Below are 21,333 nucleotides of genomic sequence, written 5' to 3'. Positions count from 1 at the left end.
ATAGCGACCGCACTATCGATGCCAGCGTGACCAGCACCGACGCGGCGGGCAACAGTGCCACCGCGACCGACAGCGAAGGCTACGGGGTCGACACCACGGCGACCGGTGCGCCGACCGTGGTCATCGTGGACGATGCCAACAACGACCAGATGTTGACCAAGACCGAGATCGGCAGCGATCAGATCCAGGTGCAAGCTGGAGTCAATCACAGTGATCTGGTGGCGGGTGGCACGGTAACGTTGACCATCAACAATGGCGGTGTGAACAGCACGGTGCAGCTGACGCTGAAGGCTGATGGCTCCCTGCTGGCGAGCGATGGCAAGAGCTACGGCTATCAGAATGGCACCATCAGCTGGACCGAGACGACCCCGGCCAACGGCAAGGCGTTGACCGTGACCGCGACCCAGACCGACGCGGCGGGCAATGTCTCCCTGCCGGGCCGCGACACGGCGGAGATCCTGAACGAGGCCCCGGAGACGGCGAACAAGCAGGCAAGCGGTCAGGAAGATGCATCCAGCATCGCCATCCCGCCGCTTTCCGGCAGCGACATTGACGGCAGCGTGGTGAGTTTCACCATCAAGAGCCTGCCGGCCAACGGCACCCTCTATCTGAACGGGGTGGCCGTGACAGCGGATCAGAGCATTGCGGTGGCAGATGCCGGCAAGCTCACTTTCACTCCGAATGCCAACTGGAACGGCAACACCAGCTTCAACTATGCGGCGGTGGACAACGACGGCGCCCTGGATGCGAGCCCGGCGACCGTGACCATCAGGGTGGATGCGGTCAACGACCTGCCGACCCTGACCATCTCCAACGGGGCTGTCGTCTCGGAGGAGGGGCTTACGGGCGGTATTGCTGATACGGCGGGTAGCAGCGATACCACCAACAGCGTGGCTGCCAGTGGCAAGTTCTCGGTTGGCGATGTCGACAGCAACGACAACCTGATCATCAGCCTGAGTGGGCCGAGTGACCTCACCTCAGGCGGTGTGGCGGTGCAATGGAGCTGGAATGCCGCCACCAAGGTATTGACCGGTTATACCGGCACACCGGGTGGTGCCGACTACAAGGCGGTCATGGATGTGCAGCTGACGGCACCCAACACCAGTGGCAAGGGGGAGTGGAGCTACGACGTGACCCTCAAGGCCTCGATTGACCATCCGGTCAAGGGAAGCGAAGACGTACTGAACTTCCAGATCGGTGTGACGGTATCGGATGGCAAGACCACCGATACCAAGAGTCTGTCCATCTCGGTCGAGGACGACTCGCCGGTGGCAGGCGACATGGATGCCGTGGCCGTGACCAGAACGAATATCCCTGACACCCTGACTGGTCTGTTCGATCTGACCAAATACAGCGGCAATCAGGCCACCCTGAATGCAAACGGCTTCAGCATCGCGGCGATGGGCTTCACCTCGGCGACCGACTCGACGCTGACGGCGGCCAATGTCAACGGCTCCAGCGCCGGACTTGGTGTGTCCAGCGTCGGCTCACCGAACCACAACCTCGCCAACGAGATAGATTTCCGCCACTTCGCCAATGGTAAATCGGCGTCCGAGCAGCTGATCGTCAGACTGGACGCGGGCAAGGTGGCCTATGGCGCCAATATCAAGTTCAGCAAGATGTTTGGTGGCGAGCTGGAGAGCGGGGTCGTGGAGTTCTATCGTGGCGAGGTGCTGATCAATACCCTGGTATTCAACTCGACGGCGGCAGGTGGGGAGTTCAACCAGAACTTCCAGGTGCAGCAGGGCGGCTTCGATACCATGGTGATCAAGGCCACCAACAATGGTAACGGCCTCTACGGTGACAACAGCGACTTCACGGTGAAGAGCATCGAGTTCCTCGGTGCCGACACGGCGCAGGCAATCGCCTATGGTTCCGGCACCGTGACCCCGCAATGGGGGGCCGATGGCAAGGGACATATAGCGCTTTTGGGATCCAATGAAGTGGGTTTGATGACAGCTACTGGTAAAGAGATCTCAATTTCCAGCAAAGCAGGTCTACCTAATACCCTGTATGGCGAAGCCAGTGACGGCACTTTGGTGTTCAGGCTGGAGTTCACCCCGGCCACCGGCAAGTGGGAGTTCTTCCAGTATCAGAACATGTCCAAGCCCCAGGGAGATGGTGACATCGACTTCCAGATCCGGGTGACGGATTCGGACGGTGACTGGAGTTTTGGTTCGTTCGCGACCAAGCCGCTGTTTACCCCCACGGTGCAGTCCGTGACCGGCGGGAGCGTAGTTGAAGGTGGCATGTTGAGCAATAGCGTCGTCCTGTCTGATGCGACCCAGGAGGCGACGCAATATGACTTCGCCATCAGGAGCAGCGGCAGCAACCCCGCCTCCAACCAGGATTGGGGCAATGCCCAGTTCAGCAACGGCGTGACCTATAACAGCACCACCGGCAAGATCACGGTACCGGCCGGGGTATCCGGTTTCACCGTGACCATTCCGACGGTGAACGATCGTCTGGTCGAGGCAAACGAGACCCTGTCGCTGACCATAGGTGGCCAGAGCGGCACCGGCACCATCCTTGACAACGATCGGGCGCCGACGGCGGCCGGGGGTTACAGTGCCGGGCAGGAAGACAAGCCCCAGGTGCTGACCTGGGCCCAGTTTGGTGCCAGCGACGATCAGGCCGCGACCGATCTCGGGGTGCAGATCAACACCCTGCCGCTGAATGGCACCCTCGAATACCTCAATGCCGCGGGGCAATGGGTTGCCGTGTCGGCTGGCGCACTCATCTCCTATGCCGAGGTGAGTGCCGGCCATCTGCGCTTCGTGCCCGGGGTCAACGAGTCGAGCACCAGCGCCAGCAATGGCGGCGGTGCCACCGTCGGCAACATGAAGGGGGACTACGCCAGCTTCGACTACCAGATAAGCGACGGCGCCAACCTCAGCAACGGCGGCAAGCTGGTGATCGATGTGACGGCGGTGGCCGACAAGCCGACCGTCAACGTCACTCTGACGGGGAATGGCATTCCGTTGTACAGCCCGAGCTTCCCGAGCGCGGGCGTCACCACGGAGCAGTTCCAATCCGGCAACGTCAACAAGACGGCCCTTGGCATCACCAACTCGCTGACGGACAGCAGCAGTGGCCAGGAGCAGGTGCTTGGCGGCAGCGGCAACGACTATATCGTCAGCGTCCATGGTGGTGGCGAGCATTTCATCGGCGGCCTGGGCAATGATGTCCTGGTCGGTGGCGATGTTGCCACGGGCGATACACTCGATGGTGGCACGGGCGACGATGTGCTGGTGTCGGGTCTTGGCAGCGATGGCCTCTATGGCGGGACAGGCACGGATATCGCCGTGCTGACCGGCAACCGTGCCGATTACGCCATCACGAAGGGCAGCGGATACTCGGTCAATGATCGCTGGTTCGACTTCTCCGTCACGGAGAAGGGGGTAGGTATCACCAAGGCGCTGCACGACGTGGAGTATGTCCAGTTCGCCGACGGTGTCTACCAGATCAATCAGGATACGGGCGTGCTGACCCTGGTGCAGCCGGTGGTGGTCGACTACCCGCTGGAGGTGAGCGCCTCCCTGAGCGATCGGGATGGCAGCGAAGTGCTCGATAGCCTGGTATTGAGCGGCATGCCGAAGGGGGCCGAGCTCTATAACGGCAACCAGTTGCTGGGGACCGTCGGGGTTGATGGCAAGCTCACTCTCACCGCCAGCAGCGGCCTGTGGAGTGCGAGCGCGCTGGATGTGAAGCTGACCGGCCTGACGCTGCGAGTCCCCGGCAACAATGCCGGTCAGGTCGATCTCAAGGTGGACGCCGTCGCCAGGGAGGTGGGGACCGATCAGACCAGCTCTGCGTCCGACGACGACAGCATCCGCCTGAGCTACTTCAACGCCACCGAAGGGGAGCCGGGGGATCAGAGCCGGACCTATGGCAGCGAGCACAATATCGTGGTGGGGGATCTGGATGGCAGCGTGGTGCTGCCCGGCCAGAACTACAACATCGCCTTTATGGTCGACACATCGAGCAGTATTGGTGGCGATATGGCGACGATTAGAAATCAGCTGATCCAGGTGTTCAAAGATCTTCAGGCGAGTGCGGGCAAGGAGGCTGCGGGCAAGGTCAACGTCTTCCTGGTCGATTTTGATACCCAGGTCAATCGTTCCGTCAGCGTGGATCTGAAAGATCCCAATGCTTCAGGGTTGTTGGAGGATGTTATTAGCCAGATGAATGGCTATGAGGGATATACCAACTACGAGGACCCGCTCAAGGCAACCTCCAACTGGTTCAACAGTGGCATGGCCAAGAACAACACCAATGCGAAGAATCTGGCCTATTTCATTACCGATGGAGAACCCAACTCCTTCTTCTACAACGAAAATACTAATCCGGTTGTGAACACCAAGACTTGGGAAGGACTGGATACCTTTGTCAACGTCAACAATTACGTACCGGGCAAGGCCTTCTACGCCAACATCGGTGGCACCCAGAGGGTGATTGTCGATGCTAACGGCGATGTCAGACAGTGGTCACAGAATGGAAAGAAATGGGAATATAGCGTCATTGGAACCCTTAAACCCCAGGGTGACGGGACCTTCGAAATCTCAGATGCTTACATTTATCGGTATACCAATGACACAGCCAGAAACAACGCATTGAGCGTGCTACCGCTGCTGGAGGCGAACAATGTGGTGCTGGCAGCCATCGGGATCGGTAGCGGGGTATCGAGCGATATTCTCAAGCTATTTGATAGCGACAAAGTAGTGCAGTCCAACGTATCGGCCTCCGATCTGGCAAATGCCATCTTGGGGACGCCGGTCAGCAACCTGCCGGGGGCCGACCGCTTCGATGGCGGAGCGGGCGACGACATCCTGTTCGGCGATGCGGTGCGCTTCACCGACATCAGCGGGGAAGGATATGCGGCCATCAAGCAGTATGTGGCCGGCAAGCTGGGGGCCGGGTCGGTGACCGATGCCCAGGTGCATTCCTACATCACGGGGCATGTCAGCGAATTCGACCAGTCGTCGGCCAATGACAAGGGGGACACCCTCTATGGCGGGGATGGCAACGACATCCTGTTCGGCCAGGGCGGGGATGATTTCCTCTATGGCGGGGCTGGCAACGACATCCTGTTCGGTGGCAGTGGCAACGACACCCTCTATGGCGAGAGTGGCAGCGACGTGCTGAGTGGCGGCAGCGGCAACGACACCCTGTACGGCGGGACTGGCAACGACGTGCTGAGCGGGGGCCTTGGCAACGACATCCTGGTTGGCGGGCTTGGCGACGACATCCTCAAGGGGGATGCCGGAGCCGATGCCTTCACCTGGCTGAAGGGGGATACCGAGGCTGGCAAGGTCGCCAAGGACTACATCGTCGATTTCAGCAAGTCGGAAGGGGACAAGCTGGATCTCAGCGACCTGCTCGACAGCGATGGCAGCAAGAACGAGAGCTCCCTGAAGAGCCTGCTCTCGGTGTTCCAGGACAGCGAAGGGGTGCACTTGCAGGTCAAGGAGAGCAGCGCGGCGCCGGTGACCCAGGAAATCGTGCTGGTAAACCACACCTTCGATACCCTGACGGGCGGTTCGGGCACCACGGCCAATCAGGTCATCGATTTCATGTTGCAAAACAACATGCTGGATATCGACAAGTAATCCGGTCAGATGGTCAAAAAGCGGCGGAGCAATCTGCCGCTTTTTTTATGGGCGCTTTTCGGGTGGGGCGACGGGTCAGCGGGGGAGGGCAACTCAAGGGGAGGATAAAAAGAGGGCGCCCCTCAAGAGAAGGGCGCCCGGGTTGGATGGCGTGATTGCCAGGGGATCAGGCATTGACCCCGGCCAGGCGGGAGCCTCGCTGGAAGCAGTTCGCCAGCAGCAGCAGGGTGGTGACGCCGACGGTGCCGAGCACCAGCCAGGGCAGCCAGGGTTGCCCCTGGGCCATGGCGTAGTCGTGCAGGGCGCCGCCCCCCACGTAACCCGTCATGCCGCCGAGCGCCAGCCCCAGCCGGCTGAAGCCCATGTAGCTGCCGCGCGCCCCGGGTTGGGCCAGCTTGGTCATCAGCGTCTCTCGCGCCGGCTCGGCGATGACGATGCCGAGGTAGAAGCAGGCGAGCAGCAGGAAGACGGCGGGCAGGGTGGTGGCGAAGGCGACCAGGCCTATCCCCGCCGTCATCAGCAAGACCCCGGCCATCAGGCGGTTCTCCAGCTTGAAGTGGCGCTCGCCGTAACGGGCCAGGGGGTAGAGCAGGGCCAGGGAGATGGCGGTCTCCAGGGTATACATCCAGCCCACTGCCGTGGTGCTGCCCGCCATCTGCTTGACCAGGATGGGGAAAATGAGCATGACCTGCACCCAGAGCGCGTAGTAGCCGCTCAGGATCAGCACCAGCCGGCAGAAGGCCTTGTCCGCCAGCACCTGGCCGAGGCCGTCGCGGATCGGTGTCGGTCGCACCGAGAGCTTGTAGGGGGGCAGGATCAGCAGGTTGCACAGGGCGGCGCAGACGAACAGGCCGGCTCCCAGCAGGCAGACATACTCGAAGTCGAAGTTCAGCAGCCAGCTGCCGAGCAGGGCGCCCACCACGGCGCCGGCGCTCTCCAGCATCATCAGCAGGGAGATGTAGCGACCCCGCTCCCGTGGCCGGGTGAACTTGATCACCAGGGCGGCGCGGGGGGGATCGAACAGGCAGCCGCCGAGGCCCGAGATGACGCAGGAGAGGATGAGTTCCAGCCCGCTCTGGGCATAAGCCAGGCTGGCAAATCCCAGCGCCCGCAGCAGCATGCCGCAGACGATGAGCGGGCGGGCTCCGAACTTGTCGGCGAGGGAGCCGCCAAAGACCCCCAGCCCCTGCTGGGTCAGCTGGCGCAGGCCCAGCGCCAGCCCGACCACTCCGGCGGCCCAGCCGAGCTGATCCACGAAGCGCAGGCTGATCATGGGCATGACCACGAAGAAGCCGAGGATCACCAGGAGGGAATCCAATGCCAAGAACCACCGCCCCAACCGCCTCGCCCGCTCCACCATGATCCTGTTACCTCTGTTCGCTTCGTTGATATTGTCGTTTTGTCTTTTTGCCCGAATGGCGCCGTCACCAAACAGAGCCAAGGGCGATGACAAGTCCCTGACTCGGTGGCGTTTTGCCATTTCATGACGATTGATGCTGCTATTCTGGTGGGGCGCCAGATATAGTGGTAGCCGACAACTGGCTATATTTCATATTGGATTTGGTTATGGCTGTGACACTCGACGATTTGCAATTGCTGCTGGATGTGGCCAACCGTGGCAGCTTCAGCAAGGTGGCGGCCATTCGCGGCTGGTCACAACCCATGGTCAGCCAGCGGATCGCCGTGCTGGAACAGGAGCTGGGCCAGTCCTTGTTCCGTCGCCACCGCCGTGGCGCCACCCCGACTCCGGCCTGCGAGCAGTTTCTGCCGGCGGCGACCGCGGCCCTGACGGCGCTGGAAGGGGGGCGGCTCGCGATGCAGGGGGCGCCGGCCCTGCCGCGGATCCGGCTCTCCTGCCTGCCCTCTCTGACCACGGCGGTGTTCGGTCCCCTGCTGCTGGCCCTGGTGGACGAGTCCTTCGAGATCCGCTGCAACACGGATCACTCCGGCATCATCATGCAGGAGCTGCTGACCGGTGAGACCGACGTCGGCTTCATTCTCAAGTGTCCCGCCATCGCCGGCATCCAGCTCGAGCTGCTCTACCGTTCCCCCATCATCGCCGTGGCCTGCGCCACCCACCCCCTGGCCGGGCGGCAGGGGCTGACCCTGCAGGACATCGCCAACGAGCGGCTGGCGCCCCAGCAGTGGGGCACGGGCTGCGACGAGCTGATCCTGCAGCTGCGGCTGCTGCGCCAGGTGGCGAGCCCGCTGCACGCCATCCAGCCCGCCAGCGCGGCGCGGGAGCTGGCGCTGGAGCACGGCTTCATCACCCTGATGCCGGCGCTCGCCATCACCCGGGATCTGGAGTTCGGTCGCCTGGTGAAGCTGGACGTGGTGGATCTGCCGCCGGATCACTGGGACGTCATGATGGCCTGGCGCAGCGGAAAACGGCCCAATCCTGCCAAGGAGCGGGTGCTGGAGGCGGCCCGCACCCTGGCCCGGCGCTGGGCGGGCAAGCGGGAATGAAAAAGCGCCGGACCAGGCCGGCGCTCTTCTCTTATTCCCGTTTATGCCTGTTCAGGCTCAGTAGCTGGCCTTGAGGGTCACGCCGGAGAAGGCGCTGAACCCGCTCAGCTGCACATGCCAGGTGCCCGCCTTAGGCGCATTCAGGGTACAGGTCTCGGTGTTGCCGCTCTTGTAGGGGCGGCAGTCATAGCTGGTGCTGGTCGGGGCCGAGCCGAACTTCACATAGAGATCCGCATCCCCGGTGCCGCCGCTGCTGGCGACCACCAGCTGGCTCTTGCCGGCGGGCACCTCTATGGTGTAGCTCAGCTTGCCCCCCTTGGCGGCGGCGAGGCCGGTCACCGGCACGCCGTTCTGCAGCACGCTGCCCGGTTGCGGCGTGGTGCCACAGCTGGCATTGACGCCGACCGCGGTGAAGGCTGCCGCCACATCGGTCAGGCTGTAGCCGAGATCCGTGGCCGCCTTGGTCACGCCGCAGGCGCCCTGATCGAAGGTGGTGTTGGCGCCCCAATAGAGGCGGTTGGCCAGCACGAACACCTCGAACGCCTTGCGGGTATTCCAGCCGCCGGTGTTGGCCAGCAGGTAGAAGGCGCGGTTGTAGACCCCTGAGCTGTGGTGCACGTCGATGCCGTCATAGTAATCGCTGGCGTGGCCGATGGAGCTGCCGTCCCGGGTCGGGTCCTCGAAGTAGCGCAGTGAGCCGTTGCCCTTGAAGATCTGGGCCCCCACCAGCCAGTCGTTGCTGCCCTTCATGTAGTACTCGGCCGCTTCCCCCGCCATGTCGGAGAAGGCCTCGTTGATGCCGCCCGACTGGCCTGAGTAGACCAGGCCCGAGTTCTGCTCGGTGAAGCCGTGGCTCACCTCGTGGGCCGCCACATCCAGACTCACCAGCGGGTAGAAGGTGGTGGCGCCGTCACCGAAGGTCATCTGGCTGCCGTCCCAGAAGGCGTTCTCGTAGTTGCGGCTGTAGTGCACCCGCATCTTGAGCTTGAAGCTCAGCGGCGCCGTGTTGTACCAGTTGCGGTACATGTCGAACACCACGTTGCCGAAGTAGTGGGCGTCGTTGAGCGGCGAGTAGGCCCCGTTGATCTCCTTGACCGTGTTCTCCGGGCAGGTGAACTGGTGCACGGCGCCGCCACTGGTGGCGTGGTTGAGGTTGACGGTGTCCACGTTGGCGCTGCTCATGCGGCAGCTGTCGTCCACCTGGAGGGGACCGAAGTCGGCGCCGTAGAAGTACTTGCCGGTCTTGATGTTGCCGCCCGGGCCTGTGGCGTCCTTGTGGTTGATCCCCTCCCAGCGCTTGAGCTCGCTGCCGGTCTGTGCGTCGATCATCACGAAGGGACGGCTCGGCTGCTCGCTCGCCGCCAGCCAGGAGACCAGGTAGACCAGCCGGGCCTGGCCGGCATCATCCTGGACCACGAACAGCTTGACTCGCTCGTTGCTGCCCTTGGCGCCGGCACGCGCCTTGCTGGCGGCCTCGCTGGGGGAGAGGGCGGCGGTCGGGCTCGCCAGATCGGCCTCGATCTGGCGCAGCATGGTGCCGGAAACCTGGCTTATCTGGCCACCGAGGGAGTGCTCGGCCACCAGCACCTGGCCCCAGACCGGGATGCCGTGCCAGGTCTGCTCATAGCGCACCCGCTGCTGGCCATTGGGCAGCTTGACCGCCCGCACCTGGCGAAACTCGCCATCCCCGGCCAGGGCGCTGACCCCGGCGGCGCCGCTCGGTGCCCCCTGCAGGCCTGCGACCCGATTCACTTCCACCTGTTCTGCCGCCACGGCGGCGCTTCCCCAGCAGGCCAGTACCACGGCCAAATAGACTTTGTTCATCTCGTCTTTCCTTAGTCGATGAAGATTGCACGCCGGGTCCGTTGCCCGGCGCTCTTACACTAGTGGGAAGGGGGGAAATAACGGCCTGTCATTTGTCACAGGGCAGAGAAAGTGGGTAGCACAATTCACTTTTGTGGCACTTATCATCCAAAAAAACGGGCGTTTTTAGTGTGTTAATCCAATGGACGACGAGATTGATGACATGCTCGATAACGCACCCGGATGGGCATCGCCATATGGGGGTTGCCAGCGGGGGAGGCGCGCCGAAAGTCCTTGGCAAACAAGGGATTGATTGACTACATTGGCTCCCATGACGGCGCATGCCGGGTCAAAACAGGGGGGGGGGGCGATGTTCTCATGGCAACTGGATGACGAGCTGGCGCTCCTGTTCCTGCAACCCGACATGGCCAGCGAGCTGTTTCGCCTCTGCCAGCGCAACCGCGATTACCTCTCCCAGTGGCTGCCCTGGGTACCCCATATCCAGCAACCCTCGGACAGCGCCACCTTCATCCGCCATGCCATCGAGAAATTTGCCCGAGGCGAGGGGCTGACCACAGCCATCGAGTATCAGGGAGAGGTGGTCGGCGTCATCGGCTACAACCGGATCGATCATGAGCTGGCCAAGGTCTGCATCGGTTACTGGCTGGCGGAGCGCTGGCAGGGGCACGGCATCATCACCCGGGCCTGCCAGGCCCTGATCCATCATGCCTTCGAGGAGATGGGGATGGAGAAGGTGGAGATCAGCGCCGCCCTGGAGAACGAGGCGAGCCGGGCGGTGTGCGAGCGGCTCGGCATGGTGCAGGAGGGGGTGACCCGGCGGGCGGAGCGGCTGGCGGACAGGGTGGTGGACCATGTCAACTACGGCCTGCTGCGGGACGAATGGCTCAGGCAGAGGGAGCACTGATGGCCCTCCTGTCCGCCTCCCACTTCCGGGGGGAAAGATGACGACGCTGCCCCATCTCGTCACGGCCCGTACCCGGATGACCGTTCTGCCCCCGGAGCGGGCCGGTCTGATGCTGGATTTCTACCTGCGCAACCGCGCCCACCTCGCCCCCTGGGAGCCCAGGCGGGACGAGAGCTTCTATACCCTGGCCCACTGGCAGGCGCGCCTGCGCGATGGTTACGGCCAGTTCTTCGACGGCAGCGCCGTGCAACTGGTGGCGCTCGATCCCCAGGGGGAGCGGGTGCTGGCTACCTGCAACTTCACCCAGATCATGATGGGCATGTTCAAGGCGTGCCACCTGGGCTATGCCATCGACCAGGCGCACGAGGGGCAGGGGGTGATGCGGGAGGTGGTGAGCGCCGGCATCGACTACCTGTTCAATGAGTTCGGCCTGCACCGCATCATGGCGAGCTACATGCCCGCCAACCTGCGCAGTGGCGCCCTGCTCACGCGGCTCGGTTTCGAGCGGGAAGGCTATGCCCGGGACTACCTGATGATCAACGGCCGCTGGGAGGATCATGTCCTCACCGCGCGGATCAATCCCGCCGTCTAACCGGCACCAGCCCGCATTCCCTCGGCACGGCTCACGATGGCGCCCGGTCCACAGAGGGCTTTTTCACGGCAAGATCGCACTATCTGTATGCGTCTCATACCCCTGACCACAAAAGCGTGTAAAATTGCGCCCTGAATTTTCCCGGCCGGCAGACGCTGGCCGCGACTCCATACTTGCAAGGCAGACATTGTGACAGAAGTAGACAGATTCGCGGACATTCGCCCCTATCGCGATGAAGAAGTGCCGGCTGCCATCGAGCGGCTGATCCAGGATGACGAGTTTATCGGCGCCATCGCCAAATACCGTTTCGGTTCCCTGATGAGCTGGCTGGGCTGGGCCATCCGCCCGCTGATCCGCCAGTTCCTGCGCCACAAGTGGGCCAAGGTCAGCACGGTTCACCAGGTGCAGATGGGGGTGACCCGCTACATGACCCGGATGATCGCCACCTCCACCCAGGGGGTGAGCTTCTCCGGCCTGGAGCATCTGAAGAAGGAGCAGGGTTACCTGTTCGTCTCCAACCACAGGGACATCGCCATGGATCCGGCGTTCGTCAACTGGGGGCTGCATACCCACGGCTTCGATACCGTGCGCATCGCCATCGGTGACAACCTGCTGCGCAAACCCTGCGCCACCGAGCTGATGAAGCTCAACAAGAGCTTCATCGTCAAGCGCTCCGCCAAGGGGCCGCGGGAGATGATGAAGGCCCTCGGCGAGCTGTCGGCCTACATAGGCCAGTCGGTACACGAAGGCCACTCCATCTGGATCGCCCAGAAGGAGGGGCGCGCCAAGGACGGGGATGACAAGACGGATCCGGCCATCCTCAAGATGTTCTACGTGGACGGCAAGAAGCAGAAGATCGAGTTCGTCGACTACATGCGCAGCCTCAACATAGTGCCTGTCAGCATCAGCTACGAGCTGGATCCCACCGACAAGGCCAAGGCGCGCGAGCTCTACGAGAAATCGGTCAACGGCAGCTACGAGAAGGGCGAGTTCGAGGACATTGAGAGCATAGTCGCCGGCATCGTCGGCCAGAAGGGGCGGGTACACGTCTCCTTCGGCGCCCCCATCACCGAGGGGTTCAGCGATCCGGACGAGCTGGCCGCCCTGATCGACAAGGCCATCTGGAGCAGCTATCGCCTCTTCCCCGGCAACTATCTGGCGGCGGATGTGCCCGGCAAGGCCAGCACCATAGAGCAGACCGCCTTCCTGACCCGCCAGTCGGAGGTGCCACAAGAGCACAAGGCCATCTGGCGCGCCATGTACGCCAAACCGGTGGAAAACGCCGGCAAGGTTTGAATGGCACCGGTTATCACCAGGTGATGCGAAAAAAACGGGAGCAGATGCTCCCGTTTTTGCGTCTGGTCAAAGTCAGGGGAGATTGGGTAGTGAATAATATTGTTTCAACTGGTACGATCATCGGGTGAACGAGCGACTATCTCTTGGCAAGGTGCGGGCGGCTGTGCAACAGTGAGCCGGCGCCCTCGTCGCGAGAGACGCAGTTCAAGCCTGCACGGATAGCAGGTGACACCACGAAAAGGACCTTTGCGGGTCCTTTTTCGTTGATGAAGAAAGATGGACCACGGATACACCTAAGGATGCGAGCCCCATGATCACCGGCAGTCTGAATACCCTGCAACGCACCCCCTTGCCCGCCCCGCTGGACCGCATCATGGTCGAGGTGGTGCAGGGCGTCGAGCGCTGGCTGAACGCCCCCCTCGGCAAACAGGAGATAGACGGTCTCAGGCTGTTCTGCCTGGTGAGCGAGGATCTGACCGAGCCGGTGGCGGATCGCCGCGGCGAGTTTCATCAGCAGTACCTGGACATCCAGCTGCTGCTGCGCGGCGAGGAGTGGATCGGCGTCGGTCCCCATGTTTATGCGGGGGAGGGCGCCGATCATCCTTACCCCGATCTCTGGTTCGTCGACGACGAACAGACCAGTTATCTGGCGTTGCAGCCCGGCGACTTTGCCATCTTCTGGCCGGGAGAACTGCATCGCCCCCTCTGCACCCCCCACTCGCCGGCTCAGGTGAAGAAGCTGGTGGTCAAGGTGCACCGGGATCTGCTGGCCGGGCTCTGATCGCCCGTACCGGCCGCCTGCGGAGCGCACTGCGTAGACCGAATCGATGATTCTATGAGTGCGCCAGATTATGGGTCGGCGCCAGAGAGTTTGAAAGGATAAGCGCGCCAGACTATGGGTCGGCGCCAGACAGTTTGAAAGGATAAGCGCGCCAGGCCCAGAGTTGGCGGTTGGCGCCAGAGAGATTGAAAAATTGGGCGCACTGTCCTGCGACCATAAGCCCCCGGCAGGGGAATCCCATCCATCGCTGGATGACACGACACTGTCGGCATAAAGCCGAAGCACAGGAAGATGTAGAACATGAGCAAGTTGGTATTGATCCTTAACTGCGGTAGCTCTTCCCTGAAATTTGCCGTAATGGACGCTGAAACGGGCGAGGACATGCTGTCCGGCCTGGCCGAATGCTTCAATCTGGATGACGCACGTATCAAATGGAAACTCCACGGGGTCAAGGGCGACGCCATGCTGGGCGCCGGTGCTGCGCACCAGGAAGCCCTCGACCACATCGTGGGCCACATCCTGCCCCAGGATCCCGCCCTGGCCGATCAGCTGGTCGCCATCGGCCATCGCATCGTGCACGGCGGTGAGCAGTTCTCCCGCTCCGTACGCATCGATGAGGGCGTGATTGCCGGCATCGAGGCCGCCATTCCGTTCGCCCCCCTGCACAACCCGGCGCACCTCATCGGCATCCGTGCCGCCCTCAAGGTGTTCCCGGCCCTGGCCGACAAGAACGTGGCCGTGTTCGACACCGCCTTCCACCAGACCCTGCCAGAGGAGGCCTACCTCTACGCGCTGCCCTACAAGCTCTATCGCGAGAACGGCATCCGTCGTTACGGCGCCCACGGCACCTCCCACCGCTTCATCGCCGAAGAGACCGCCAAGGCGCTGGGCAAACCGCTCGAAGAGCTCAACATCATCAACTGCCACCTGGGCAACGGTGCCTCCGTCTGCGCCATCAAGAACGGCGAGTCCGTCGACACCTCCATGGGGCTGACCCCGCTGGAAGGGCTGGCGATGGGCACCCGCTCCGGTGACATCGACCCTGCCATCGTCTTCTTCATGCACGACAACCTGGGTTACAGCGTGGACAAGATCAACCAGGTGCTGACCCGCGAATCCGGCCTGTTGGGCATGACCGAGGAGAGCAGCGACTGCCGTTACGTCACCACCAACTACGCTATCGATGCCGGTGCCAAGCGGGCGCTGGATGTCTTCACCTACCGGGTGGCCAAGTATGTGGGGGCCTATGCCGCCGCCATGGACGGTCGCCTGGACGCCCTGGTGTTCACCGGCGGCATCGGCGAGAACGCCGCCATGGTGCGCGAGATGGTGCTGGCCCGACTGGCCCTGCTCGGCTTCAAGATCGACAAGGAGGCCAACAACGCAGCCGTGCTGGGCGGTGAAGGCCCCATCACCGTCGAAGGCAGCCGTCTGGCACTGGTGATGCCCACCAACGAAGAGCTGGTGATCGCCCGTGATGCCCTGAGCCTGGTCGGCTAAGGCACCCTCTGGTGATGACAACGCCCGGCTCCTGCCGGGCGTTGTCGTTTCGGCAATAGTGATCGGCCTGTCATTTGACATGGGGGACCAGATGCGTACCCTGACCGCTGTGTGATATTGCGGAGGTAACGATGAAAGAGATGTTTTTCAACTGGTTGTCAGGCCTGGGGGTCGATGTGACCCCCATGATGGCCCTGGTGATCGCCCTGGGGTTCATCGTGCTGACCGCCATGGTGCTGCACCTGGTGCTGCACCGCATCCTGCTGGTGCGCCTGGTGGGGCTGCTTGGCAAGACCAAGCAGATGTGGCTGCCGCCCCAGTTGCAGCAACGCCTCTTCTACCGGCTCGCCTTCGTGTTCCAGGGCGCCGTGCTGCTCGGTCAGGCGGAGATCTGGCTGCCCAAAGCGTCCGAGAGCCTGGCGCTTATCGAGTTGCTGGCCCAGCTCTGGATCCTGCTGTTCCTGCTGCTGGCCCTGTTCGCCCTGCTCGACTGCCTGCTCTCCCTGAGCCGTCATACCCGGCTTGGGCGGGATCTGCCCCTGCGCGGCATCTTCCAGGGGGTGAAACTGGTGGCCAGCATCCTGGTGGGCATCCTGATGATCGCCCTGCTGCTCGGCAAGTCGCCCCTCTTCCTGTTCAGCGGCCTGGGGGCCATGACCGCGGTCCTGATGCTGGTGTTCAAGGACCCCATCCTCGGCCTGGTGGCGGGTATCCAGCTCTCCGCCAACCGCATGCTGAGCGTCGGTGACTGGTTGCAGATGGACAAGTACGGGGCGGACGGCGAGGTGACCGACATCGGCCTCACCACGGTCAAGGTGTCGAACTGGGACAAGACCATCACCACCATCCCTACCTATGCCCTCATCTCCGACTCCTTCAAGAACTGGCAGGGGATGACCGAATCCGGCGGGCGCCGCATCAAGCGCAGCGTCAACATTGACATGACCAGCGTGCGCTTCCTCACCTCGCAGGAGCAGTTGCAGCTCAAGCAGGCCAGGTTGCTGGCACCCTACCTCAGCCGCAAGGAGCAGGAGCTCAGCAGCTACAACCAGCAGCTCAGCGATGCCATCAGCTGCCCCATCAATGGTCGCCACCTCACCAACCTCGGCACCCTGCGCGCCTATCTGGACGCCTACCTGCGGGCTCATGCGGGCATTCGCAAGGACATGACCCTGATGGTGCGCCAGTTGGCACCGACCACGGACGGCCTGCCGCTGGAGATCTACTGCTTCACGGCGACCACCGCCTGGGCTGAGTATGAAGGGATACAGGCTGATATTTTCGACCACATTTTTGCGATAATTGAGCAATTCCATCTGCGTTTGCATCAGTCGCCAACCGGTTATGACATGCACAGTTGGAAAAACGGCTGATCCCGCTTATGACAAGGTGCCGCGGCGCGGCGCGGCACCGTATTTAATCACCGACCCGTCAGCACGTGGCGGTTGAAATTTGCATGGCAGAGGAGAAAAATGGCGGCCTTCTCTTCGCCCCGGGCGCGCCCGTCGCCTCCGCGCTGGCCAGAGTGCTGAACCACCCCCTTTATCACAGGAAAGTTATGAAGCTCCTCCACAACACGGCGGCCGCACTGTGCTGCTCCCTGATCCTGGCCGCCATGCCCGCCCTCGCCATCGAATATGCCCTGCCCGCAGCCAACAGCCGCCTGGTGGGGGAGAACCTGGACTACGTGGTGTCCCCGGAAGAGGCGGGCCAACCCCTGGAAGCGGCAGCGGCCAGATTCCAGCTCGGCTTGACCAACATGCTGGAAGCCAACCCCAAGGCAGACCCCCTGCTGCTGCAGGCGGGCGAGAAGCTGGTCGTGCCCCATCAGCTGATCCTGCCGGATGCCCCCCGTGAAGGCATCGTGCTGAACGTCGCCGAGATGCGCCTCTACTACTACCCCAAAGGCAAGAAGGTGGTGGAAGTGCTGCCGATTGGCATCGGCCAGCTCGGCACCGACACCCCGGAAGACTGGGTGACCAGCGTGCAGCGCAAGAAGGCGGGCCCGACCTGGACCCCGACCGCGAAGATGCACGCCGAGTACGCCGCCCGTGGCGAGACCCTGCCTGCGGTTTGGCCGGCCGGTCCGGACAACCCCATGGGGCTGTTCGCGCTCTACATCGGCAAGATGTACGCCATCCACGGCACCAACGCCCAGTTCGGCATCGGCCTGCGGGTGAGCCACGGCTGCGTGCGTCTGCGCAACGACGACATCGAGTACCTGTTCAAGCAGGTCCCGGTCGGTACCCGCGTCCAGTTCGTGAACCAGCCCATCAAGGCCTCTGTCGAGCCGGATGGCCGCCGCTACCTGGAAGTGCACCAGCCCCTCTCCCGCAACCAGGAGGAGTTCAACTCCAGCCTGCCGGCCCCGCTGCCCATGTCCACCGCCGTGACCCGCTTCATCGCCCACGCGGACAGCGACTCCCAGCTGGTCAAGCAGGCCCTGGAGCAGCGCAGCGGCATGCCCATCGCCATCAACCGCTGATCCCGCCCGTCGGTATTCCGAGCCCCGGCCACTGTCGGGGCTTTTTTATGGCGCGGGGAGGGGATCATCAGGGTAAACCCTTGGCAGGTCGGGATAAAATCCGGCCTTATTGCAATTGAGTGGTTGCTTGGTTAGGTGTTAAACGTTTTCCATGTGTTTTTTATTTGTTAAAAGTGGTTGTGGTCCGGCGATCTGCTGATTACTCTAGGCCGGTTTTTTTAAGGAAGAGTCCGTCGCAAGAACGGGCACAGACGCCACATAACGGAGTTTTGAATGACAGCTAGCACCCCCATGCTCATCACCTTTCTGGTGTACATCCTCGGGATGGTGTTGATCGGCTTCATCGCCTATCGCGCCACCCGTAACTTTGACGACTACATTCTCGGCGGCCGCCGCATGGGGAGCTGGGTGACCGCCCTCTCCGCCGGTGCCTCCGACATGAGTGGCTGGCTCCTGATGGGCCTGCCTGGCGCCGTCTTCATCGGCGGCATCTCCGAGAGCTGGATCGCCATCGGCCTCATCATAGGTGCCTACTTCAACTGGCGCTGGGTTGCCGGCCGGCTGCGGGTCCACACCGAGAAGAACCGCAACGCCCTGACCCTGCCGGACTACTTCACCTACCGCTTCGAGGACAAGAGCCGGGTGCTGCGCATCCTCTCCGCCCTGGTGATCCTGCTGTTCTTCACCATCTATTGCGCCTCCGGCGTGGTGGCCGGCGCCCGCCTGTTCGAGAGCACCTTCGGCATGAGCTATGACACCGCCCTCTGGGTCGGTGCCGCGGCCACCATCACCTACACCTTCTTCGGCGGCTTCCTCGCGGTGAGCTGGACCGACACGGTGCAGGCGACCCTGATGATCTTCGCCCTGATCCTGACCCCGGTGTTCGTCATCATCGCGGTGGGCGGCATCGACACCGCCATGGTGGAGGTGGCCGCCAAGAGCGCCAGCAACCTCGACATGTTCCGGAACCTGGACTTCATCGCCATCGTCTCCCTGATGGCCTGGGGTCTCGGCTACTTCGGCCAGCCCCACATCCTGGCGCGCTTCATGGCGGCGGACTCCCACCACTCCATGGCCAGTGCCCGTCGCATCAGCATGACCTGGATGATCCTGTGCCTGGGCGGCGCCGTGGCCATCGGCTTCTTCGGTCTGGCCTACTTCGCCACCTTCGCCGAGCAGGCGACCGGCGTCACCGGCAACCCGGAGCGCGTCTTTATCGAGCTCTCCAAGATCCTGTTCAACCCCTGGGTCGCCGGCGTGCTGCTCTCCGCCATCCTGGCGGCGGTGATGAGTACCCTCAGCTGCCAGCTGCTGGTCTGCTCCAGCGCCATCACCGAGGATCTCTACAAGCCCTTCCTGCGCAAGAACGCCTCCCAGAAAGAGCTGGTGTGGGTCGGCCGCGCCATGGTGCTGCTGATCTCCCTCATCGCCATCGCCGTGGCCGTGAACCCGGAAAACCGGGTGCTGGGGCTGGTGAGCTACGCCTGGGCCGGCTTCGGTGCCGCCTTCGGCCCCGTGGTGCTGCTCTCCGTGCTCTGGTCGCGCATGACCCGCAACGGCGCCCTGGCGGGGATGCTGGTGGGCGCCCTGACCGTCATCGTCTGGAAGCAGTTCGGCTGGCTGGGGCTGTATGAGATCATCCCGGGCTTCGTCTTCGCCACCCTGGCCATAGTGGTGTTCAGCCTGCTGGACAAGGCCCCTTCCCAGGCCATGCTGGAACGCTTTGCCGATGCCGAGCAGGAGTTTCAGAGCCCCATGGCCGAGCCGATCGCGGTGAAATAACCCGCGCCATCCGTGACAAAAAGCCCCGCCATGGCGGGGCTTTTTTATGGGCAAAAAATGCCCATGGCAGGGGTTAGGCGGGGCGTCTGCCCAGCCGCCGCACATCCTGGCGGGCGGCGGCCCCGGCTTGAGTGAGCCAGCGCTGGCGGGCCGCCTCATCCGAGGTGTGGACGGGCCCCAGATGCTGGCGGTGGGTTAGCCGGATGCCACAGAGCCCGAGCACGGGCTGGTCCAGGGTACGCTCCACGGGGGCACCCTGCCACCAGCGGTAATACCAGGGGGGGCTGTCCATGGTGAGCAGCAGGCGCGCCGTCTTGCCGGCGAGCAGCCGCTCCGGGTGCGCCTTCCCCGGCTGGTAGCGAAAGGCGAAGCCCGGCAGCAGGGTGCGATCCAGCAGCCCCTTGAGCCGGGCAGGCAGGTGGCCCCACCAGACGGGGGCGACGATCACCAGGTGGTGGGCCTGCGCCAGGCTCTGTTGCACCGCCTGCAGATCGGGCTCGAGGGGCTGCGCCTCGTCATAGCCGTGGTGAAGATCCGGCTCGAAGGCGAGCCCTCCCACGTGATGCAGGGTGACGCGGGCGCCCCTCTCCTCGGCGCCGCGGGCATATTCCCGGGCGAGGGCGTGGCAGAGGCTGTCGGGTTTGGGGTTGCCGTTGAGAACAAGCAGGTTGGGGGTCATGGTATGGCTCCTTGAAGTGAGCCCCCATTACACCCCTTGTCCCATGGGACAGAGTCAAGCCACCTTGTGCCCCCGATCCGCGGCGGCGGGATGATCCCGCCCGTCGGGGGATTGCCGCGCCGGGGCGCCATAGCGGCAGGGGTGCTGCGCCAGCAGCGTGGCGCACTGGCTCAAGCCCTGATGCTGGCGTTGCAGCCGGGCGACCTCCGCCTCGATCTGCGCCAGCTTGTCCGCGATAAGCTGCTCCACCCTTTGCCAGGGGAAGTGATCGAGGCTGGTGACGCCCGCGAGCAGGGGAACCAGCTCCCCGAGCTTGCAGCCAAGCCGCTGGGCCTCGCGGATAAAGCCGACCCACTCCAGATCCTCGGCCCGGTAGACGCGATAACTGCCGCGCCGCCTGGGCTCGGGCAGCAGCCCGAGCTGCTCGTAGAGACGGACCGCCTTTGGGGTGGTGCCCGCCAGCCGGGCAAATTCGCCGATATACATATTGCTGCTCGCAAAGGTTGTTCGAGTAGGGGCTCACTATAGGCCAGTGGCTGGCGGGAGAGAATCCCCATGGGGGAGGGGAGATTTGGATTGGCAGGAATTGACGGGGCACTGCCGACAGAGGACTCCCACCTTGTCAGGCAAGTCTGCTATTGAGAGGGTGGGGACCCCAGATTTTTACCAGTGAATTAAGAAGAGGCAAATGAATAATGAATCGTAATAAATTCACGCCATTCAGGTTCAAGGCTCAGTGCTAACCGCTCCTCTTGGCTCAATGCCTCCCAGAAAGGTAACCACAAAGATGTCCACCAGTATTCCATGTCACCCTGAAGCGAGCCCAAGCTTTCGGGGTCAATCAATGGGAAGGAGTCTGCCGGGAGAGGTGGCTCTAACCTTATCTGCTGGAGAGCGTCAATCACATCAAGGTCATCACTGGCAAACGAGACTATCGTTCCAGCAAAAGAAGAGTGCTGAAAAAGCATGATTTTCTTGCTCGCAGGATCCCCAGAGCGATTTAGCACCTGTGTATTCAACGCAGGCTCCACCACATATCCAGTTTGGGATAGGGTTCGGAAAAGCGTCGCTAGACTATCTTCTGAAACGAGTAAGCGAACGAAATAAGCTCCGATTGAATGGTCTGGAGGCAGTGGTGTTGGGTACCCGCAGTACGCATTTTTAGATAAGTGGATTGTATGGAGATGGTATTCACCTGACAGTTGCCCACAAAAGGGAGTGGTCATACGGCTTCAAACCGGATAACAAAACGGTACCCCTACCGTGTTATCTGGAGTCACCGTATGACCACCAACGAGAAAGTAGCACGTCGCAAACTCAGCCTGCTAGAGCTCGCCAAAGAGCTCAATAATGTCAGCAAAGCCTGCAAGCTCATCGGCTACAGCCGTCAGCAGTTCTACGAAATTCGCCGTAAT

15 protein-coding genes and 1 pseudogene are annotated in these 21,333 nt (G+C 62.6%); 11 read left to right on the top strand and 5 right to left on the bottom strand.

Annotated features, from left to right (window positions below):
- The first annotated feature begins 26 nt into the window (after positions 1–26).
- Positions 27–5,609: a type I secretion C-terminal target domain-containing protein gene (locus AB5Y72_RS12825; protein ID WP_368199057.1), complete on the top strand. Its 5,583-nt coding sequence runs from the start codon at positions 27–29 to the stop codon at positions 5,607–5,609.
- 166 nt (positions 5,610–5,775) lie between these two features.
- Here the strand turns inward: AB5Y72_RS12825 and mdtH are convergent, their stop codons facing one another.
- The gene (gene mdtH / locus AB5Y72_RS12820) at positions 5,776–6,969 is read right to left on the bottom strand and encodes a multidrug efflux MFS transporter MdtH (protein WP_042074011.1); all 1,194 of its coding nucleotides are present in this window, start codon (positions 6,967–6,969) and stop codon (positions 5,776–5,778) included.
- A gap of 206 nt (positions 6,970–7,175) precedes the next feature.
- Here mdtH and AB5Y72_RS12815 point away from each other — a divergent pair, with 206 nt between their 5' ends.
- On the top strand, positions 7,176–8,075 hold the full coding sequence (locus AB5Y72_RS12815) for a LysR family transcriptional regulator (RefSeq protein WP_042074010.1): 900 nt from the start codon (positions 7,176–7,178) through the stop codon (positions 8,073–8,075).
- A 57-nt stretch (positions 8,076–8,132) separates the two neighbouring features.
- Here the strand turns inward: AB5Y72_RS12815 and AB5Y72_RS12810 are convergent, their stop codons facing one another.
- Positions 8,133–9,899 carry a M4 family metallopeptidase gene (locus AB5Y72_RS12810; protein WP_325781993.1) on the bottom strand — a complete coding sequence of 589 codons (1,767 nt, stop codon included), beginning with the start codon at positions 9,897–9,899 and terminating at the stop codon, positions 8,133–8,135.
- A gap of 349 nt (positions 9,900–10,248) precedes the next feature.
- On the opposite strand from AB5Y72_RS12810, the gene AB5Y72_RS12805 reads away from it, so the two are divergent.
- The 8 genes from AB5Y72_RS12805 to putP all read left to right on the top strand — a co-directional run bounded on the left by AB5Y72_RS12805 (position 10,249) and on the right by putP (position 19,239).
- Entirely contained in the window at positions 10,249–10,803 is a 555-nt protein-coding gene (locus AB5Y72_RS12805; protein WP_209795053.1) for a GNAT family N-acetyltransferase, read from the top strand.
- Between the two features lie 37 nt (positions 10,804–10,840).
- Entirely contained in the window at positions 10,841–11,395 is a 555-nt protein-coding gene (locus AB5Y72_RS12800) for a GNAT family N-acetyltransferase (RefSeq protein ID WP_318162685.1), read from the top strand.
- A 189-nt stretch (positions 11,396–11,584) separates the two neighbouring features.
- Positions 11,585–12,691, top strand: coding sequence for a 1-acyl-sn-glycerol-3-phosphate acyltransferase (locus AB5Y72_RS12795; RefSeq protein WP_042074005.1), 1,107 nt, complete (start codon positions 11,585–11,587; stop codon positions 12,689–12,691).
- 310 nt (positions 12,692–13,001) lie between these two features.
- On the top strand, positions 13,002–13,472 hold the full coding sequence (locus tag AB5Y72_RS12790) for a YhcH/YjgK/YiaL family protein (protein ID WP_368199056.1): 471 nt from the start codon (positions 13,002–13,004) through the stop codon (positions 13,470–13,472).
- Between the two features lie 300 nt (positions 13,473–13,772).
- Positions 13,773–14,972, top strand: coding sequence for an acetate kinase (locus tag AB5Y72_RS12785; protein ID WP_368199055.1), 1,200 nt, complete (start codon positions 13,773–13,775; stop codon positions 14,970–14,972).
- 131 nt (positions 14,973–15,103) lie between these two features.
- Positions 15,104–16,345 carry a mechanosensitive ion channel family protein gene (locus AB5Y72_RS12780; protein ID WP_010675524.1) on the top strand — a complete coding sequence of 414 codons (1,242 nt, stop codon included), beginning with the start codon at positions 15,104–15,106 and terminating at the stop codon, positions 16,343–16,345.
- 185 nt (positions 16,346–16,530) lie between these two features.
- Positions 16,531–17,457, top strand: coding sequence for a L,D-transpeptidase family protein (locus AB5Y72_RS12775; protein ID WP_010675523.1), 927 nt, complete (start codon positions 16,531–16,533; stop codon positions 17,455–17,457).
- Positions 17,458–17,730: 273 nt separating this feature from the next.
- Complete coding sequence (gene putP / locus AB5Y72_RS12770) at positions 17,731–19,239, top strand: sodium/proline symporter PutP (RefSeq protein ID WP_318162690.1); 1,509 nt, start codon at positions 17,731–17,733, stop codon at positions 19,237–19,239.
- A gap of 73 nt (positions 19,240–19,312) precedes the next feature.
- Here the strand turns inward: putP and AB5Y72_RS12765 are convergent, their stop codons facing one another.
- From AB5Y72_RS12765 to AB5Y72_RS12755, 3 genes are all read right to left on the bottom strand, one after another.
- Positions 19,313–19,918: an NAD(P)H-dependent oxidoreductase gene (locus tag AB5Y72_RS12765; protein WP_318162691.1), complete on the bottom strand. Its 606-nt coding sequence runs from the start codon at positions 19,916–19,918 to the stop codon at positions 19,313–19,315.
- Positions 19,919–19,972: 54 nt separating this feature from the next.
- Positions 19,973–20,404: a MerR family transcriptional regulator gene (locus tag AB5Y72_RS12760; RefSeq protein WP_368199054.1), complete on the bottom strand. Its 432-nt coding sequence runs from the start codon at positions 20,402–20,404 to the stop codon at positions 19,973–19,975.
- A gap of 188 nt (positions 20,405–20,592) precedes the next feature.
- A complete protein-coding gene (locus AB5Y72_RS12755; RefSeq protein ID WP_368199053.1) occupies positions 20,593–20,937 on the bottom strand; it encodes a hypothetical protein in 345 nt (114 codons plus the stop codon).
- Positions 20,938–21,201: 264 nt separating this feature from the next.
- On the opposite strand from AB5Y72_RS12755, the pseudogene AB5Y72_RS12750 reads away from it, so the two are divergent.
- Positions 21,202–21,333 (top strand): annotated as a pseudogene (locus AB5Y72_RS12750) (IS481 family transposase); the annotation flags it as partial.

Origin of the sequence: Aeromonas sp. R7-4, assembly GCF_040908055.1 — a bacterium.
GTDB lineage: Bacteria > Pseudomonadota > Gammaproteobacteria > Enterobacterales > Aeromonadaceae > Aeromonas > Aeromonas sanarellii.
Note: the sequence above shows the minus strand (reverse complement) of the source record. Positions and strands in the feature narration are given on the sequence as shown.

Excerpts from the sequence above, each read along its gene's own strand:
- mdtH (WP_042074011.1), bottom strand. The coding sequence starts at position 6,969 with ATGGTGGAGCGGGCGAGGCGGTTGGGGCGGTGGTTCTTGGCATTGGAT.
- AB5Y72_RS12815 (WP_042074010.1), top strand. The coding sequence starts at position 7,176 with ATGGCTGTGACACTCGACGATTTGCAATTGCTGCTGGATGTGGCCAAC.
- AB5Y72_RS12810 (WP_325781993.1), bottom strand. The coding sequence starts at position 9,899 with ATGAACAAAGTCTATTTGGCCGTGGTACTGGCCTGCTGGGGAAGCGCC.
- AB5Y72_RS12805 (WP_209795053.1), top strand. The coding sequence starts at position 10,249 with ATGTTCTCATGGCAACTGGATGACGAGCTGGCGCTCCTGTTCCTGCAA.
- AB5Y72_RS12800 (WP_318162685.1), top strand. The coding sequence starts at position 10,841 with ATGACGACGCTGCCCCATCTCGTCACGGCCCGTACCCGGATGACCGTT.
- AB5Y72_RS12790 (WP_368199056.1), top strand. The coding sequence starts at position 13,002 with ATGATCACCGGCAGTCTGAATACCCTGCAACGCACCCCCTTGCCCGCC.
- AB5Y72_RS12785 (WP_368199055.1), top strand. The coding sequence starts at position 13,773 with ATGAGCAAGTTGGTATTGATCCTTAACTGCGGTAGCTCTTCCCTGAAA.
- AB5Y72_RS12780 (WP_010675524.1), top strand. The coding sequence starts at position 15,104 with ATGAAAGAGATGTTTTTCAACTGGTTGTCAGGCCTGGGGGTCGATGTG.
- AB5Y72_RS12775 (WP_010675523.1), top strand. The coding sequence starts at position 16,531 with ATGAAGCTCCTCCACAACACGGCGGCCGCACTGTGCTGCTCCCTGATC.
- putP (WP_318162690.1), top strand. The coding sequence starts at position 17,731 with ATGACAGCTAGCACCCCCATGCTCATCACCTTTCTGGTGTACATCCTC.
- AB5Y72_RS12765 (WP_318162691.1), bottom strand. The coding sequence starts at position 19,918 with ATGACCCCCAACCTGCTTGTTCTCAACGGCAACCCCAAACCCGACAGC.
- AB5Y72_RS12760 (WP_368199054.1), bottom strand. The coding sequence starts at position 20,404 with ATGTATATCGGCGAATTTGCCCGGCTGGCGGGCACCACCCCAAAGGCG.